Source organism: Pseudomonas cyclaminis, assembly GCF_015163715.1.
GTDB classification, from domain to species: domain Bacteria; phylum Pseudomonadota; class Gammaproteobacteria; order Pseudomonadales; family Pseudomonadaceae; genus Aquipseudomonas; species Aquipseudomonas cyclaminis.
The window spans coordinates 1-15745 of sequence record NZ_JADDUM010000017.1 but is presented as its reverse complement, the minus strand read 5'-3'; the positions used below and the strand labels follow the sequence as shown (position 1 = coordinate 15745).

The 15745-nt window shown below is 58.1% G+C and carries 15 protein-coding genes and 3 pseudogenes; 8 read left to right on the top strand and 10 right to left on the bottom strand.

Annotated elements, in window-relative coordinates; translation table 11 throughout:
- Window positions 1-174: 174 nt before the first annotated feature.
- Window positions 175-1161: a tRNA dihydrouridine(20/20a) synthase DusA gene (gene dusA / locus IQK56_RS01870; protein ID WP_193862764.1), complete on the bottom strand. Its 987-nt coding sequence runs from the start codon at window positions 1159-1161 to the stop codon at window positions 175-177.
- Between the two features lie 84 nt (window positions 1162-1245).
- Window positions 1246-1523 (bottom strand): annotated as a pseudogene (locus IQK56_RS30985) (type II toxin-antitoxin system RelE/ParE family toxin).
- Between the two features lie 424 nt (window positions 1524-1947).
- Here IQK56_RS30985 and IQK56_RS01865 point away from each other — a divergent pair.
- Window positions 1948-2313: a DUF6124 family protein gene (locus IQK56_RS01865; protein ID WP_193862762.1), complete on the top strand. Its 366-nt coding sequence runs from the start codon at window positions 1948-1950 to the stop codon at window positions 2311-2313.
- A gap of 250 nt (window positions 2314-2563) precedes the next feature.
- Here IQK56_RS01865 and IQK56_RS01860 read toward each other — a convergent pair whose 3' ends face one another.
- Entirely contained in the window at window positions 2564-3313 is a 750-nt protein-coding gene (locus IQK56_RS01860; RefSeq protein ID WP_193862760.1) for a metallophosphoesterase, read from the bottom strand.
- Window positions 3314-3511: 198 nt separating this feature from the next.
- On the opposite strand from IQK56_RS01860, the gene IQK56_RS30975 reads away from it, so the two are divergent.
- Window positions 3512-3733 (top strand): hypothetical protein, encoded by a 222-nt coding sequence (locus tag IQK56_RS30975; RefSeq protein WP_122309482.1) that lies wholly within the window; start codon window positions 3512-3514, stop codon window positions 3731-3733.
- Between the two features lie 99 nt (window positions 3734-3832).
- Here IQK56_RS30975 and IQK56_RS01855 read toward each other — a convergent pair.
- Window positions 3833-5019: pseudogene (locus IQK56_RS01855) on the bottom strand (MFS transporter).
- Window positions 5020-5500: 481 nt separating this feature from the next.
- Here IQK56_RS01855 and mqo point away from each other — a divergent pair.
- Window positions 5501-7147 (top strand): malate dehydrogenase (quinone), encoded by a 1647-nt coding sequence (gene mqo / locus IQK56_RS01850; protein WP_099587363.1) that lies wholly within the window; start codon window positions 5501-5503, stop codon window positions 7145-7147.
- A gap of 159 nt (window positions 7148-7306) precedes the next feature.
- Here mqo and IQK56_RS01845 read toward each other — a convergent pair whose 3' ends face one another.
- On the bottom strand, window positions 7307-8155 hold the full coding sequence (locus tag IQK56_RS01845; protein ID WP_150761729.1) for a LysR family transcriptional regulator: 849 nt from the start codon (window positions 8153-8155) through the stop codon (window positions 7307-7309).
- Window positions 8156-8282: 127 nt separating this feature from the next.
- Here IQK56_RS01845 and IQK56_RS01840 point away from each other — a divergent pair, with 127 nt between their 5' ends.
- The 4 genes from IQK56_RS01840 (at window position 8283) to IQK56_RS01825 (ending at window position 11636) form a co-directional block, all read left to right on the top strand.
- On the top strand, window positions 8283-9272 hold the full coding sequence (locus IQK56_RS01840; RefSeq protein ID WP_150761728.1) for a hypothetical protein: 990 nt from the start codon (window positions 8283-8285) through the stop codon (window positions 9270-9272).
- Window positions 9273-9282: 10 nt separating this feature from the next.
- A complete protein-coding gene (locus IQK56_RS01835) occupies window positions 9283-10260 on the top strand; it encodes a 2OG-Fe(II) oxygenase family protein (RefSeq protein WP_193862754.1) in 978 nt (325 codons plus the stop codon).
- Window positions 10260-11174: a DMT family transporter gene (locus tag IQK56_RS01830; protein WP_193862772.1), complete on the top strand. Its 915-nt coding sequence runs from the start codon at window positions 10260-10262 to the stop codon at window positions 11172-11174. The genes IQK56_RS01835 and IQK56_RS01830 overlap by 1 nt, the downstream gene beginning before the upstream one ends.
- A gap of 132 nt (window positions 11175-11306) precedes the next feature.
- On the top strand, window positions 11307-11636 hold the full coding sequence (locus tag IQK56_RS01825; RefSeq protein WP_193862752.1) for a YXWGXW repeat-containing protein: 330 nt from the start codon (window positions 11307-11309) through the stop codon (window positions 11634-11636).
- 8 nt (window positions 11637-11644) lie between these two features.
- Here the strand turns inward: IQK56_RS01825 and IQK56_RS01820 are convergent, their stop codons facing one another.
- From IQK56_RS01820 to IQK56_RS01800, 5 genes are all read right to left on the bottom strand, one after another.
- The gene (locus IQK56_RS01820) at window positions 11645-12016 is read right to left on the bottom strand and encodes a hypothetical protein (RefSeq protein ID WP_122309460.1); all 372 of its coding nucleotides are present in this window, start codon (window positions 12014-12016) and stop codon (window positions 11645-11647) included.
- 73 nt (window positions 12017-12089) lie between these two features.
- Entirely contained in the window at window positions 12090-12485 is a 396-nt protein-coding gene (locus IQK56_RS01815; protein WP_122309457.1) for a PIN domain-containing protein, read from the bottom strand.
- Window positions 12436-12795, bottom strand: coding sequence for an AbrB/MazE/SpoVT family DNA-binding domain-containing protein (locus IQK56_RS01810; protein WP_246500119.1), 360 nt, complete (start codon window positions 12793-12795; stop codon window positions 12436-12438). The genes IQK56_RS01815 and IQK56_RS01810 overlap by 50 nt, the downstream gene beginning before the upstream one ends.
- Window positions 12796-12916: 121 nt before the next feature.
- Window positions 12917-14290, bottom strand: coding sequence for a nucleotide 5'-monophosphate nucleosidase PpnN (gene ppnN / locus IQK56_RS01805; protein ID WP_122309454.1), 1374 nt, complete (start codon window positions 14288-14290; stop codon window positions 12917-12919).
- Window positions 14291-14438: 148 nt separating this feature from the next.
- Window positions 14439-15263 carry an aspartyl/asparaginyl beta-hydroxylase domain-containing protein gene (locus IQK56_RS01800; protein WP_122309452.1) on the bottom strand — a complete coding sequence of 275 codons (825 nt, stop codon included), beginning with the start codon at window positions 15261-15263 and terminating at the stop codon, window positions 14439-14441.
- Between the two features lie 310 nt (window positions 15264-15573).
- Here IQK56_RS01800 and IQK56_RS01795 point away from each other — a divergent pair.
- Window positions 15574-15745 (top strand): annotated as a pseudogene (locus tag IQK56_RS01795) (bifunctional NADH-specific enoyl-ACP reductase/trans-2-enoyl-CoA reductase); the annotation flags it as partial.

Sequence of the window (15745 nt, the reverse complement as noted above, 5' to 3'; positions counted from 1 at the left end):
TGCTCGGCCATACAGCTCAATAGGAGGGCAAAACTGACCTCAGGTTCAACCCAACTGCCATGTGGGCAACGCGGTCCCGTGATGCACACTGTTAAAAATGTGGGAGGGGGCCTTGCCCCCGATAGCAATGTATCAGTCGATCCATAACCCACTGACCCGCTGCAAGCCAACCAGTCAACGCCCTTCCAACAAAGCCCCAGCCTGATCCAGCAACGCCAATGGATCCGCCGCCTTATGAATGTCCACCGACAACAACTGCCTGAACTTGCGCGCCCCCGGAAAACCAGTGCCCAACCCCAGAATATGCCGAGTAATATGGTGCATCGAGCCGCCGCTCGCCAAATGCTCAGCAATATAAGGCCGCAACTGCACCAGCGCCTCAGCACGGCTGATCACCGGCGCCTCACTGCCAAACAACTGCTGATCCACCTCCGCCAGCAGATACGGATTGTGATAAGCCTCACGCCCCAGCATCACCCCATCAAACGTCTGCAGATGCTCATGGCACTGCTCCAGCGTCTTGATCCCGCCGTTGAGCACAATCTCCAACTCCGGGAAGTCCTGCTTCAACTGCGCCGCCACGTCATAGCGCAACGGTGGAATGTCGCGGTTTTCCTTCGGTGACAAGCCCTCAAGAATCGCAATCCGCGCATGCACCGTGAAACTGGTGCACCCCGCATCCTTCACCGTCCCGACGAAATCACACAGCTCGGCATAACTGTCCCGACCGTTGATCCCGATACGGTGCTTCACCGTCACCGGAATCGACACCGCATCGCGCATCGCCTTCACACAATCAGCCACCAGGGCAGGGTGCGCCATCAAGATCGCGCCGATCATGTTGTTCTGGACGCGGTCGCTGGGGCAGCCGACGTTCAGGTTCACTTCGTCGTAACCAGCGGCTTCAGCCATGCGGGCGCAGGCGGCCAGATCAGCCGGGACACTGCCGCCCAGCTGGAGGGCCAGCGGGTGCTCGGCTTCGTTATGGCGCAGGAAACGGTCGTGATCGCCGTGCAGGATCGCGCCGGTGGTGACCATTTCGGTGTAGAGCAGGGCGTGCTTGGAGAGCAGGCGCAGGAAGAACCGGCAGTGGCGGTCTGTCCAATCCATCATCGGGGCGACGGAGAAGCGGCGGGAGAGTGGGGCAGTTTGTAGGGGCATGGGGGAATCTGAGTCAGCGAGGCGAATGGGGCGCAGTTTATCAGGGATGGATCTTAAGCGTTGCAGAGGCATGTCCCGCCCCTTTCACCACTTCGGGCGGGGGCGTTGCCGTGTGTGGAATATTCCGATGATCTGCAGGCGATCACCGCCTACCCGTTACGGGATTAGATAAGACCAGTGGGGTACTGCCCCTTCGCGGGTGTTTTTGACCCTGCCTTCACGGCCCATGGAGTGAAACCGAGCCAGTTTGTCGAAGCTGGCGAAAATAGTGCCGAAGAAGTCATCAGCAACCTCTGGATTTTCCAGGGCAATTAGTTGGCTTCGTCTTCCAGATTTTTGAGTGCTTTTTCAAGCCCTTCAATCGGGAGGTGTGTTTGGGAGTGAATCGTTGCTTTTCCTCTGCCAACTCAAATCCGGGTATCGTGGTCTGACCCCGATATCCAGACCCCGATATCCAGAATCTACGCATTTATCGGGGGCAGGCCACGATACTCGGTGAGAAACTTCCCACACTTTTCTCAGCTTGCCCCTCAGACCACCCATCGCTAACCTCCCCAAACCGCTGGAAACCCAGCGGCCGGATGTGGAAGTCCGTACCAAGCTAAGACGCAATCGTCACAAACACCTACCGGCGTTTTTTTACGTCTGTATCATGTGTTTCGGCGGCTGTGCGCGGGGCACTTCGGTGCGCCGGGTCCTTAGCCCTGGTCTTCCACACCTGCGTACGGCTGCCACCCTCATGTGGAAGTGAGATTGGCAGTTCCTGAACAGTTAAGGAGCTTCGCCATGCACAAGGTCACACCTAAACCGCCTCATGCCTCAAATGCAGCAACCCCTGACGCCAAGCTTTACGCAGCGGCTGGGCGTGCGATTCATCATTACTTTCCACCATCTGATGAAAATGCACCGATCAACCAACCCAGTGGCAATCTGTTCCTCGTCAGCCCCAACATCGACACCGAAACCCTGCTAGCCAACGCCGCCGAAAACCTTGCATCCGCCAACGAAATGGCCGCCACCTTGGCGTTTGATCTCGACGACTCCCAGCGCTCCATCGCCTTGGGAATTCAGCAACTGATCGAGTTGAGCGCTCTGCTTATCAACCGAGTTCAAGAGCAAGTCGAAGCGACGTCAAGCACGACCACAGCCTGACACTCCACCTGCCGCCTTACCCCAAGGCGGCAACTTGAACTGGTCAAGTAACCCTGCGCCTCCAACCCGTGGAAATCCGTCTTCAGCTGCGCCGCCGTGGCGTGGCGCAAAGGTGGAATGTCCGGATTCGCCCTGGGCGAAAACTACTCCAGAATCGCGATCCGCCATGCACGGTGAAGTGGGTAGAACCCAAGCCCTTCACCTATGGGAGTCGGCGCAAAGGACAGGCTTGCACGCGTTCAAACAGTTATTACAACCTGACACCGAGAGAGTCATGCAATGAATGCATGCTTACATGGCTAACCTCTCCAGACTCAATGTCTATCACGCTCAATGTACCGTCTGAAAAAGAACAACCAGTATCGATATAAACGACATTACCCAACGCATGCACATGGGGGACTGTCGAGTGGCCCACATATAACTTATCCAGACCTATGATCGGTGCCTGGTTTTGCTGTTCTATTTTTTCCCTGGCGTAGAGTGCGGTTTTCAACGCTTGTTGTTGGGCGGATTCCCCGCGCGTGCCGCTGATAGCGTCTTTGGCGTCTTGCCAACTATGGGTAGCACATGTAAGAAACGCTTCAGCATGAACAATGCCGATTTTTCGACCATCCGGTAAGTTGATCTCAATCATGACTGGGAGCGTTTGCAGTACGTTGTAAATCTCGTTCTGAACGCCGGGCGATAGTGCGTAAACCCACGCTCCGCCGTTTCGGGTGTGCCTGTCGATGTCGCCGCGACCGGATAGGCAATCAATAAGCATCTGCTCGTGGTTGCCACGTACGCCGTAAAACCATGGTTCGCTGAGCCACTTCAACACGTCAATAGAGTCAGGGCCTCTATCAATAAGATCGCCCACACAAAACAAGCGATCCTGTTGGGTGTTGAAGTTTATTTTTTCCAGGAGTGACGCGAGTAACTTGAAATGCCCGTGAATATCACCCACCACAAAGTCGCGGCCCTTTGGGTTGGATTCAAATACTTTGATGGTGGGCATGTTCAAGGCTTCGATGGGGTAGACATTAACGGACTATATCATTGCCAATGCCTGCGAAAACCTGGCGTCACCCCCAAATCAGGCAACCTGAACCCTCCCTGTCACCCAGCAAAGTTTCATAATTCCCTTCGCCGTTGAGGTCTACGATCTCACTCAAGAGAGGACCCTCGCACCTCCAGCCCACGGGGAACTGAAAAAATGATTTCGAACCTGTTCAAAGTCGCAATGGTTGCCAGCGCGTTGCTGTTGGGCGCTTGTTCTTCGGGTTCGTCCGGCGTAAGCAGTGACCCATGCTTTTCAGGTGGATGCCAGGCATTTGGCGACCACAGCCCCAGCAAAGCCACCAAGATGAATTTCGGTGGCAGTGGGCTGGGGAGTAGTTATGGGGAGTATGGGTCGGGGTTGTTGCATGATGATTGATGAATGGTGGGTCAGTCATTGGGGTGGTGACTGACCTATTGCTATCGGGGGCAAGCCCCCTTCCACATTGGATCTATGATCGGCGCAAAACCTGTGGCGTCAGTGGCCGCCCTTCATACGCCGGGCGATCAGGTAGATGCCCAGCCCGACCAGCGCCGTAGCGGCACCTATATAGCCGGTACTGGTCCAGCCCAACCCCGCCGTAATCGCCATCCCGCCAAACCACGGCCCCAGCGCGTTCGCCAGGTTGAATGCCGCGTGGTTGGATGCCGCCGCGAGGCTCGGTGCTTCATGGGCGATGTCCATCAGGCGGATTTGCAACGGGGCGGCCAGGGCGATCATGGTGCCGACCAGCGCAATGCCCACCAGTACGCCCCACAGTGAACTCGCTGCGAAGTGGAAGAACACCAGCACGGCCATCGACCACACCAGAATCCAACCCACCGCGCGAAATTGCATGCGGTCAAACAGCTTGCCGCCGGCGATGTTGCCGATGATCCCGCCCACGCCAAACGCCGCGAGGCCGAAGGGGATCCACTGCGGTGACACTTTGGTCACTTCGAGCATGGTCGGCGCCAGGTAGCTGAACACGCAGAACATGCCGGCAAAGCCAATGGCACCAATCGACAGGGCCATCCACACCTGGGGTTTGGTGAAGGCGCGCAGTTCCTTGCGCGGGTCGCTGCGTTGTTCGTCGTGGCGATGGGGTACGAATTGCCAGACCAGCAAGAGGGTGAACAGGGCGATCACGCTGACCAGCGCAAACGCCGAGCGCCAGCCCAGGTGTTGGCCGAGGAAGGTGGCGATGGGGTTACCCAGCAACATGGCCAGCGTCAGGCCGAGCATTACCCGGGCGACGGCGCCGGCGCGTTTGTCGTTGGGCACCATGCTGGAGGCGACCACGGCGGCGATGCCGAAGTAGGCGCCATGTGGCAGGCCGCTGATAAAGCGGAAGGCCACCAGCGAGCCGAAGGTCGGGGTGAAGGCCGTGGCGAAGTTGCCCAGGGCATACAGGCCCATCAACAACAACAGCATGTGTTTGCGCAGCAGCTTGGCGCCGAGGATGGCCAGCAGCGGTGCGCCGACCATCACTCCCAGCGCGTAGGCGCTGATGGCGTGGCCGACCTGGGGTTCGCTTAGCCCCAGGTTCTGGGCGATGTCAGGCATCAGGCCCATGATGCGAATTCGCCGGTGCCGATCGCGAAAGCGCCCACGGCCATGGCAGCTTCCATTTTGGCGGCGCTGCGCGCGGGCAGTACGTGCCCGGGTGTTTGGTGGATAGACATGGATCGCTCTGTTTGGATGGAAAGCACGAAGGACAGCCGCCGATGCTACGCAGGCTGCAGCGAAGGTGTCTAGAACAGCATTTGGTGCGAGAGTTCCAGGCCTGTGACCTCAGGTCGCGCCTGGCAGGCTTGACACCCACTGGTTAAAACCTGCGATTTAGAGCCGTCAATTGGCCAAACGGCGCATAAACGCTGTTTGCCGTGATATTCTGCGCGCCGTCTTGGTCTAGTCTTTCCTGGTGCGTACACCCGTATACGTCCCAGCGATTGGCTGTCGCCCAGGTAGCTGAAGCCAATAATGATAAGAAGTCAGCGCAGAAGGGACATAAAAGTGAGGTCGATACGTCGGCCTTGTGTGCCCACCCTGCGGCCCTCGTGTGAATGTGCAAACCCCGCGGTACGTTGCCTGGCGTAGCGTGATTGAGGGTTGCCCGTTCTCGGGGGTAGCGGGGCGGATGGCGTTTTATCATAGGTGCTACTGATGTTTAAGAAAGTAAACACTGCCCTGCTGGGGCTGGCTTTGTCGATGGGGATCACGTCCGTTCACGCGGAAGAGGCAAAGAAAGTCGATGTGCTGCTGATCGGCGGCGGCATCATGAGTGCGACCCTGGGTGTCTGGCTTAACGAGCTGGAACCGGAATGGTCGATGGAAATGGTCGAGCGCCTCGATGGCGTGGCCGAAGAAAGCTCCAACGGCTGGAACAACGCCGGTACCGGTCACTCGGCCCTGGCTGAGCTGAACTACACCCCGGAAGACAAGAACGGCAACGTTGAGATCCCGAAAGCGGTCGAGATCAACGAAGCGTTCCAGATCTCCCGTCAGTTCTGGTCCTGGCAGGTCCAGCAGGGCGTGCTGAAGAACCCGCGTTCGTTCATCAACACCACGCCGCACATGAGCTTTGTGTGGGGCGATGACAACATCAAGTTCCTCAAGAAGCGCTACGAAGCCCTGCAAGCGAGCCCGCTGTTCGCCGGCATGCAGTACTCCGAAGACCCGGCGCAGATCGCCAAGTGGGTTCCGCTGATGATGGAAGGGCGTGACCCGAACCAGAAAATCGCGGCCACCTGGAGCCCGCTGGGTACCGACATGAACTTCGGCGAGATCACCCGCCAGTTCGTTGCCCACCTGCAGACCACACCTAAGTTCGACCTGAAACTGTCGAGCGAAGTGCAGGACATCACCAAGAACGCCGACGGTTCGTGGCGTGTCAGCTACAAGAACCTGAAAGACGGCACCAAGACTGAAACCGACGCCAAGTTCGTGTTCATCGGCGCGGGCGGCGGTGCACTGCACCTGCTGCAAAAGTCGGGCATTCCTGAAGCCAAGGAATACGCCGGCTTCCCAGTGGGTGGTTCGTTCCTGGTGACCGATAACCCGACCGTTGCCGAGCAGCACCTGGCCAAGGCCTACGGTAAGGCTTCGGTTGGCGCGCCACCGATGTCGGTTCCGCACCTGGACACCCGCGTGCTGGATGGCAAGCGTGTGATTCTGTTTGGCCCATTCGCCACCTTCTCGACCAAGTTCCTGAAAGAAGGCTCGTACCTGGACCTGCTGACCAGCACCACCACCCACAACATCTGGCCGATGACCAAGGTTGGTATTCGCGAATACCCACTGGTCGAGTACCTCGCCGGCCAACTGATGCTGTCGGATGACGACCGCTTCAAGGCGCTGCAAGAGTACTTCCCGAACGCCAAGCAATCCGACTGGCGCCTGTGGCAAGCCGGTCAGCGCGTGCAGATCATCAAGCGTGACGAAGAGCAGGGCGGCGTCCTGAAACTCGGTACCGAAGTGGTCAGCTCCGCCGACAACACCATTGCAGGCCTGTTGGGTGCATCGCCAGGCGCGTCCACCGCGGCTCCGATCATGCTGACCGTGCTGCAGAAAGTGTTCAAGGACAAGGTTGCTACTCCGGCCTGGCAGGAAAAACTGCACCAGATCGTGCCAAGCTACGGCACCAAGCTGAACGACAGTCCTGAAGCCGTTGCCAAGGAATGGGCCTACACCGCCAATATCCTGCAACTGCCTACACCGCCGGTGATTCCGGCAAAGGCTGCTCCCAAGGCGACCGAGGCTGCCAAGCCTGCGGCTGAGCCGAGCAAGCCGGCGTCTGACCTGGCGCTGTAAATCGCTGGGGGGTTCTGAATCAGGACCCTACCGGTAACAAAAAGCCCGCTGAACCGATAACGGTCAGCGGGCTTTTTTGTGCGCGTTAAGCGCGCAAGCGCTTCATTCAAGCCAGCCTGGGAATTTGGTCTGCACGTCAGCGTTTCTTTAAGATCAGATTCAAATACTGAAGCCTTTTTTCAGTTGTTCATGCAGATGCAGCGCCAGGTGGTTTGCGCTGTCGGAAAGCAAGTAAATGTGATGTCGCGGCAACTCCGGCAATTGCACGCCCGGAATGGTTTTGGTCAGGCCCTCGGTGATTCGGCTTTCCTCAATCATGCCCACGGCCAAACCGCACATGATCGCCGTTTCCACGGCGGTCGAACTGGCGCTCTCAAGCAGGATTCGATAATAGACCGCGTGTTCTTTCAGCGCCCGAATGGCCGAGGCTCGATAGGGACAGCCGGTCAGTTGCACTGCGATAGGCAGTGGGGCTTGTTCCGGCGTTTTGAACTGCTCGGAGACTACCCAAACTGGAAGTATCGAGCCCAGGTGTTCGCCCTGTTCCAACGGGTGCGCGCTGACGATCAGCGCCAGATCTATCTGTTCCCGGCTAAACATGGTGAACAACTCGCCACTGGAGCGGGCTTCCAGTTCGAGTTCCAGCATTGGATTCTCGGCAATCAGTTGCGGCAGGAAATCACGCATGAACGCGGGGGCGTAGGAGTCGGGTAGTCCCAGGCGGATCTTTCCCTGCATGCGTTGCGGGCTCAGGGAGGCCAGTAAACGGTCATGGCTTTTGAGGAAGTCTGTGGTTTCGCTGAGCAATTTCTTGCCGTACATCGTCAGCTCAACCCCCTGATTACTGCGACTGAACAGGCGCTGGCCGACCAGATCTTCGAGTTTCTGGATCTGTGTAGTGACGGTCGACGCGCTGCGATGCACGTAATTGGCCGCCTCGTTGAAGCGCCGAAAGCGGGCCACCGCGTGAAAGGTGCGCAGCAGATCGATATTCAATTGTTTGCTCATGATTCCTCTTTTGGGAATTACTGGTGCAGATTATTCAAATATACAAAATCATGCGACCACCCTAGCCTTTGAGTCAAACAGGCGCGCTCAGGTACGCCGAAGTCGAACAATAAAAGGAGGCGTTGTTATGGATATCAATGCGCTGGTGGTTTCGTCATTGAAGAAAAACCACGCACTTGCATGCCCGATTTGGACCGTCGAAAACGCGGCCAAGTACGCCGCGTCATCTGCAGATTTACCTGATCACCAGCAGGTCAGTGAAGAAATGCTTGGCCTGATGACGTCGTTGAATCATGAGGGTCTCACCCGCGCAGACTTGTGTGCCACACCTTGCGGAAAAGGCGCATTGAGTACGCTTTTACGCGCCGTGGCGGATGATCTCGTCGATGTAGTGGGCGAGGGCAGTTTGCATTACGTTGAACTGGGCCCCGAGCCGATCAAGACCTCGGCGCTTATCAACCGCTTGCTTGAGCATGGGAAGCCGTTATTGCACTACACGGCGGTTGATATCAACGCCGCCTCTTACGAAGTGATGCGTGATGCCGTCGAGCCGCTGCTGGCCAGCCCCCAGGGTTTTCGTTACCTGGCCACTGATTTTCGCGATTTGTCCCGGCACCACATCGAGTGCGGACAGGATGTGACATTGATCACGATGCTGGGTTTTCAAGAGGGCAATGAGCTGCCCGACAGCATCGGTCAAATCATACGTCGGGTGGGTGGGACGCGAACCTACGTCCTCTCAGAAATGCAATTGTCGAGCCCCGAGGGTGATCAGCACATCCACCGCTTTTATCAACATGACTGCATGAGCCGATTCTCTGATCTTGTGGGGTTGAAGCTTGGCTTTGAGAAGACCGGGGATCATCAGGTCGTCATATCGGAAATCGAGCATGACGATGATCGCTACCGCGTTGCCGTCACCTTGCTGCCGGTGAACAGCGGGGGTGACGAGGGCTATTTGTTGACCAATGTTTGTTTGAAATACACCCGTGAACAGTTTATCCGCGTGCGCCAGAATTACGGTGGCTGCCGCGTCATTGGCGAGTACTGCAGTGGCGATGGAAGCGTGCTGTATCAGTTGGCGGAATACTGCGCGCACGACCGAGTCGCTAACTGAGGGCATCGTGATGAGACGACACACCGAACTGCCGGTATTTGCCCAAGGCACGGCACGCGTGAAGTCAGCCTTGCAGGCGTCATTCTCGCCTGCCTCCAAGTGTAAACACCCTGGCGCATTGCTGGACACCCTACGGCCCTGGAGCGATAGCTACCTGCAAAGTGAGCGGCCGGACCTGCCTGTCTATCGCAGCCTCGCCGATTTTGGCTATACCACCTCGCCGCAGCCAGTTGCCACACTTCAGCAGTTGGCGGCGGTGGCTCAGGTTTCCGGACTCTTCAGTGAGCAGGGGATAACGGAGCTGAAGCGTGCGTGTTATCAGCTGGAGGCGGGCTCCAGTGCCAGTAACTGGATTATTTCCAACCGCACCCGCGCGGCGACGCAATCATCGACGCTTATCCGGGAGATGATGAACAGTCGCGCATTTTTGCTGGCTGTGTCGCGAATTGCCGGTGTCCCGCTGGTGCCGCATCCGTTTGTGCGTGCGCGCTCCCAGGTCAACTACTTCTATCCGCCACAAACCCCGGATGCCAAGGCGCAGATCGGCATGTGGCATACCGATGGGACAAGCTTTGTACTGAATATCCTGCTGTCCGACCCCAGTGAGTACGACGGTGGCGAGTTCGTTTATTTCGATGGGCCGATCGAGGGGTTCAATGCCGAGTGTTTGGGCGACCGTGTCCGCACCAGTGCAGTCAAGGCCAGCGGGGATGCGGTCTACATCTATGGAAGCAAGGTTTTTCATGGCGTGCGACCGCTTACCCGTGGCCGTCGAATGTCACTGGTGCTGTCGTTTCATTGTCCCTACAGCAATGAGGATGTGAACAAGTTCTGGCATCTTGCTTCCGACGACGGCGTACTGGCGACCATCAGGCCCTGGTTCCAGCTCAAGCGGGACCTGGCGCGCCCGGCCTGCGATCAATACCGGCGGTTTGGTATTGAGCCCATCACCTTCGCTGAGGCGGCAACGATGCGAGGGGGCCGATGATGTTTCGTAGCGCGTCGACCGGTACATTTTTGAAATTACTGTTTCTTCAGGTGGTGTTCGTCCTCTCATGGAGCTCCGGTTTTATCGGCGCCAAGTTGGGGGCACAGAGTGCGGGAGCCTTCAACCTGTTGTTCTGGCGGTTCCTGCTTGTTTGTGTGTGTCTGGCGTTGTTCCTGAATGTCAGGTTGTTGAAGGTGTCCTGGGCGCAGGTTCGCCACTACGCTGTGATCGGGTTTCTATCGCAGTTCCTCTACCTGAGTTGCGTCTACGTAGCGATCCAGAACGGCCTGCCGCCTGGCATTGCTGCGATCATTGCGGCGTTACAGCCGCTGATGACCGCCGCGTTGTCGACGAGCAACGCGGGCGAGCGCAGCGGCGGCTGGCAGTGGCTGGGGTTGATGGTCGGTTTTGGTGGGGTATCGATTGTTATCTTCGGGCAGTACAACAGTGCCGGGCCAAGTGTTGGCCTGGTCATGTATCTGCTGCCACTGGTATCGGCATTGGGTCTCACGTTGGCAACCTTGTATGAGCGCCGCTCGGCACACACCCAGAGCGGCGGCCTGGTGTTGCCGTTGTTCATTCAGTCGCTGTTGACCCTGATCGGCTTCACCGCCGCCGTGGTGTACACCGATACGCTGAGCGTCCCCCACGAGCCCAACGTACTGGTCTCGATTGTCTGGCTGACGCTGTTTTCCACCTTTATCGCTTACTTGAGCCTGTGGATGTTGCTGCGAGTCATGACCGCGACGCATGTGGCGGCGCTGGTCTACCTGGAGCCGCCAGTGACTTTAGTGTGGGCAGCCCTGATGTTTGGCGATGTGATTCACGCCTCGACCTATGCCGGTATTGCCGTAGTGATCGCAGGCCTGGTGCTGGTACGGTTGAAACGACCGACCGTCGCATGTGCCTCTTGATGCCCTTGGGTTCAGCAATCTGACAGATACTGCCTGTTAAAAAAGTACCCATGCCACGCAGGAGCGCGGCTGAAACACGGGAGGATTTTTTTACTGGTGCAGGTGTTGGGCGTCAACGCCCGAGGGTTTTCTATGTTGCTACGTTATGTGGCATTGGCGGCGGTCGTCGTCGCGGCATCCGGGTGTGTGCAAGAGCGTGTGGTGCATGAGCGTCGACCGCCGCAGCGTGAGTATGTCGAAGTGGTTGCGCCACAACCGCCACCGGTGCAGGTGATCGAAGTCGAGCCTGCGGTACGCGAAGGTTACGTATGGTCACGTGGTTACTGGCGCTGGGAAGGTGGGCGCTACGTGGCGGTGCACGGCCATTGGGAGCCGGTGCGCGAAGGCTATCGCTATGTGCATCCGCACTGGGTCCAGCGCAATGACGGTTACCACTGGCAGGTCGGTGGCTGGGTTCGCTGAGCCCCGGCTTAAGAGGGCTTTTTCGTGCCCAGCAACCGCACCTCCCGCAACAGCGCGGCGCCGAGTTGATCGGTGCCCAGCTCCTTGTAACCCACTGCTTTAACCTCGCCGTTCTCTTCCGCCTGGATGATGATCACCGGTGTTTCCTTGCCGCTGGCTTCGTCGACGTGCATCGCGTACTGGGGAATATCCAGCTTGATTGGTGTACCCGCTGCCTTGCCCTTCACATTGATCAGAAACGCCGCGCAGCCAGTGTCGACATCCGTACTGGTAGCGGAGCGGCCGCTGACGAAGCACGTCTTCGGCAGCTCGGGCCAGGCGATATCTGCGAGGGCGAGGGACGGCAACAGGGCCAGGACAGCAAGAAGAAACGTGCGCACGTTAGTCTTTCTCTCGATCAGGGGGGAGAAGCGGTTTTTTACCAAAGCCTGCCCATTGCCGCAACGCTGCGGTTCAGGTCAGGCGCTTCATGCCGGCCGCCTTGGCAGCCTTGAGATCAAAGGTGGCGGTGTATTCGCACCCGGCTGTGTGGGCGCAGCGTTCTATCAGGCAGTCGGCAAAATCAGCGTTGTTTGCCGCGAATCGCCGAAGCGCCTGCCAGATGACTTCGGCGTGTTCGATGGTCAATTCGCGGGTGCGCAGCAACGTTTCCAGAACGGTGACCACATCACTCTTCGTGCACGGGTAACAGCTTTGTAACACCCAGACCAACTCCACCACGGACACCAGGCTGACAAAGCCTGGCGCAAGGGTGGTGAGGGATTCAATCAGGGCGGATGCCTTGGGCGACTGCACCGGATCATCCTGGGTGACGTAGCGCACCAGTACGTTGGTATCCAGCCCGATCATCCGCCATTCGCCCCCCGCGCAGCATGGCACGGTTCATATCGTCAATGGACACCGCTTCTGCAGGCTTGCGGATCAGCCCCTTGAGGTCCTGCACCGTTTTGCTCGCTGCAATGATCGAAAATTTGCCGTCCTCCATCTCGACAAACTCGACGCGGTCTCCTGTTTCGAGGCCGAGTGCGGTCCTGACTTGTACGGGGATGGTGATTTGCCCTTTCGAGGTGAGTGTGGCGGTGGCCATAGTGAGTATCTCCAACATGATGCTCCTTACCTTAGGGTAAGGAATGATGGAGGACAAGATCCGTTGGTCCATAGGTTGGCTCGCAGGTGTGAGTGAGTTGCAATAGTCAAACCCTAGTCCGGATTCCCCATACTCACACCCTTGGCCGGGGGCCAAAGCGATACAAACTATGACCTACCGCCAGCCCGTTGCCCTACTGCACCACGCGATAACAAGGCACATACGCCGCGCCGCCCGGCAACTTCATGCGGTGCTGGGCAACAAACGCCTGCAGCAGCTCATCCAGCGGCTTCATGATGGCCGGGTCGCCATGGATCTCGTACGGGCCGTGCTCTTCGATCAGGCGGATGCCCTTGTCCTTCACGTTGCCGGCTACGATCCCCGAGAAGGCCCGGCGCAGGTTGGCCGCCAGTTCGTGGGGTGGCAGCGTGTGGCTCAGTTGCAGGCCGGCCATGTTTTCGTGGGTGGGGTCGAAGGGGCGCTGGAAGCCTTCGTCGATTTTCAGCAGCCAGTTGAAATGGAACGCATCGTTGCGCTCACGGCGGAACTGTTTCACGGCCTTGAGGCCCACGGTCATCTGGCGGGCCACTTCGGCCGGGTCGTCGATGATGATCTGGTAGTGCGCCTGCGCCGCTTCGCCGAGGGTGGCACCGACGAAGGCGTGCAGCTGTTGCAGGTACGGCGCGGCCTGTTTTGGCCCGGTGAGAATGACCGGGAAGGGCACGTCGCGGTTGTCCGGGTGCATCAGGATGCCGAGCAGGTACAGGAACTCTTCAGCCGTGCCGGCACCGCCCGGGAAGATGATGATGCCGTGGCCGACCCGCACAAAGGCTTCCAGGCGTTTTTCGATGTCCGGCAGAATCACCAACTCGTTGACGATCGGGTTCGGCGCTTCGGCGGCGATGATGCCCGGCTCGGTCAGGCCCAGGTAGCGCCCGCCGGTGATGCGTTGCTTGGCGTGGGAAATGGTCGCGCCCTTCATCGGACCTTTCATCACGCCGGGGCCGCAACCGGTGCACACGTCGAGGCTGCGCAGGCCCAGTTCGTGGCCGACTTTCTTGGTGTATTTGTATTCTTCGGTATTGATCGAGTGCCCGCCCCAGCACACCACGATCTTCGGCTCCACGCCCGGACGCAACGTGCGGGCGTTGCGCAGCAGGTGGAACACGTAGTCGGTGATGCCCTGGGAGTTGCTCAGGTCGATGCGCTGGCTGTCCAGTTCGTTCTCGGTGTAGACGATGTCGCGCAGGGCGCTGAACAACATCTCACGGGTACTGGCGATCATTTCACCATCGACAAACGCGTCGGCAGGGGCGTTCAACAGTTCCAGGCGCACGCCCCGATCCTGCTGATGGATGCGCACTTCAAAGTCTTTGTAGGCGTCGAGGATGGTCTTGGCGTTGTCGATGTGCGCGCCGGTGTTGAGGATCGCCAGGGCGCACTGGCGGAACAGGGTGTAGATGCTGCCGCTGCCGGCTTCGCTCAGTTGCTGGACTTCACGTTGGGAGAGGGTTTCGAGGCTGCCCTTGGGGCTGACGGAGGCGTTGATGACTTGGCGTAGGGGCATTCTGATTCCTTGAAAGCACAGCCACCGCGGCCGTGGAGGCGCGATGGCTTGAGAATGGTGGGCGCCGTAAACGGTCGCACGAGCCGAATATTTACCTCAGGCGCAGGGCCTGGCGCAAATACCGTCCACCCCCATCATGCCGCAGAACTTACTGAATCAGCTTCCAGTTTTTGTAGAAAACCCGACGCAGGGTAAAGACCATCCCCGAAAACCCAGCGATCACGGCGTTGAGCACTGATGGCAACGGTGTCGGCCGCACGATATCGATAAACAGGCAATAACGTTTGGCATCATTTTTGTTGAAGGACGCGTGCATCAGCGTGTCATCGAAGATAAACAGCGGGTCGTCGTGCCAGTAATGCTTGTGCTTGCCCACCTGGATGTAGACACCCTCGTGATGGGGTGCCGGCGCCATGTTGTAGAGCACGCGGAACATCATGCGCAGCGGGCCGAAGTGAAAGGAGGTCGAGCGGTTTTCGTTGAAGACCGACACGCCGATGGTCTTCACAAACGGCAGTTTCTCCCGCAGTTTCGGGATGTCCAGGGTGGTCTCGATGGGCCGGCCGTACCATTGGAAAAACAACATGCCGCGCTTCTTCTCGGCCATGCGTTCGTCCAGGTAACCGATGATTTCATCCTTGTGCGCCATGGCGTCGTCGATCACCTGTTGCAGGTCCTGTCGCCAAGCGAGAGGCAGGTCGCGCATCGTGTAAACGTGGCGGTTACGCGAACTCAGCAGGTCGAACAGTGTATTGAACGGCGCCAACAGCCAGGTATTGCGACCACTGCCAATAAAGTATTTCTTGATGGTGCTCTTGTCATACAGGCCGTTACGCAGGAAGTCGTAAATACCGCACACCAGTACCAGGCAGAGGAACACCAGCGTGGTTTCGGGGAATACATCGATAATCAGCAGCACGCCGAGTACCCAGGCGACCGATACCGCTTTTTTACGCAAAGCAGGCTTGTTCATGCAACTCAGCTCCAGGAGGACGCCATTCGACAGTCGGATCCGTGGCCGCGAGTGGTGGGGGTTTTGAAACATATTGAAACAACTGCGTCATGATAAAACGTTATTCGCCGCAAGGGCGTATTAAATAGTGCGAAATTGTGAAGGCTTTACACCGTTTTCAAGCCTTGTCAGCCCTGTGTGGATTGGATTTTGTAAACGGAAGATTTACGTCTATCGTGACGCTTCGGTTTTTCGGGCGTCATAGACCGGTACGATTGAAGTTGAATGGCCACCATTGGCCTTCGGCACCTTGGAAGAGGCAGAAATTTTTATGATCATCAAACCGCGGGTTCGTGGCTTTATCTGTGTGACCGCTCACCCTGTTGGCTGTGAAGCGAACGTCAAAGAGCAGATCAACTACGTAACTGAAAACGGCGTCATCGAAGGCGGCCCCAAGAAGGTGCTGGTCCTCGGCGCTTCCACCGGCTACGGCCTGGCCGCGC

What these genes read in the sequence shown, in the direction of transcription:
- IQK56_RS30975 (WP_122309482.1), top strand. Translation starts at nt 3,512, where the DNA reads ATGATTTCGAACCTGTTCAAAGTCGCAATGGTTGCCAGCGCGTTGCTG.
- ppnN (WP_122309454.1), bottom strand. Translation starts at nt 14,290, where the DNA reads ATGCCCCTACGCCAAGTCATCAACGCCTCCGTCAGCCCCAAGGGCAGC.
- IQK56_RS01860 (WP_193862760.1), bottom strand. Translation starts at nt 3,313, where the DNA reads ATGCCCACCATCAAAGTATTTGAATCCAACCCAAAGGGCCGCGACTTT.
- mqo (WP_099587363.1), top strand. Translation starts at nt 5,501, where the DNA reads ATGTTTAAGAAAGTAAACACTGCCCTGCTGGGGCTGGCTTTGTCGATG.
- dusA (WP_193862764.1), bottom strand. Translation starts at nt 1,161, where the DNA reads ATGCCCCTACAAACTGCCCCACTCTCCCGCCGCTTCTCCGTCGCCCCG.
- IQK56_RS01865 (WP_193862762.1), top strand. Translation starts at nt 1,948, where the DNA reads ATGCACAAGGTCACACCTAAACCGCCTCATGCCTCAAATGCAGCAACC.
- IQK56_RS01835 (WP_193862754.1), top strand. Translation starts at nt 9,283, where the DNA reads ATGAGACGACACACCGAACTGCCGGTATTTGCCCAAGGCACGGCACGC.
- IQK56_RS01800 (WP_122309452.1), bottom strand. Translation starts at nt 15,263, where the DNA reads ATGAACAAGCCTGCTTTGCGTAAAAAAGCGGTATCGGTCGCCTGGGTA.
- IQK56_RS01840 (WP_150761728.1), top strand. Translation starts at nt 8,283, where the DNA reads ATGGATATCAATGCGCTGGTGGTTTCGTCATTGAAGAAAAACCACGCA.
- IQK56_RS01825 (WP_193862752.1), top strand. Translation starts at nt 11,307, where the DNA reads ATGTTGCTACGTTATGTGGCATTGGCGGCGGTCGTCGTCGCGGCATCC.
- IQK56_RS01810 (WP_246500119.1), bottom strand. Translation starts at nt 12,795, where the DNA reads ATGGACCAACGGATCTTGTCCTCCATCATTCCTTACCCTAAGGTAAGG.
- IQK56_RS01845 (WP_150761729.1), bottom strand. Translation starts at nt 8,155, where the DNA reads ATGAGCAAACAATTGAATATCGATCTGCTGCGCACCTTTCACGCGGTG.
- IQK56_RS01815 (WP_122309457.1), bottom strand. Translation starts at nt 12,485, where the DNA reads ATGATCGGGCTGGATACCAACGTACTGGTGCGCTACGTCACCCAGGAT.
- IQK56_RS01830 (WP_193862772.1), top strand. Translation starts at nt 10,260, where the DNA reads ATGTTTCGTAGCGCGTCGACCGGTACATTTTTGAAATTACTGTTTCTT.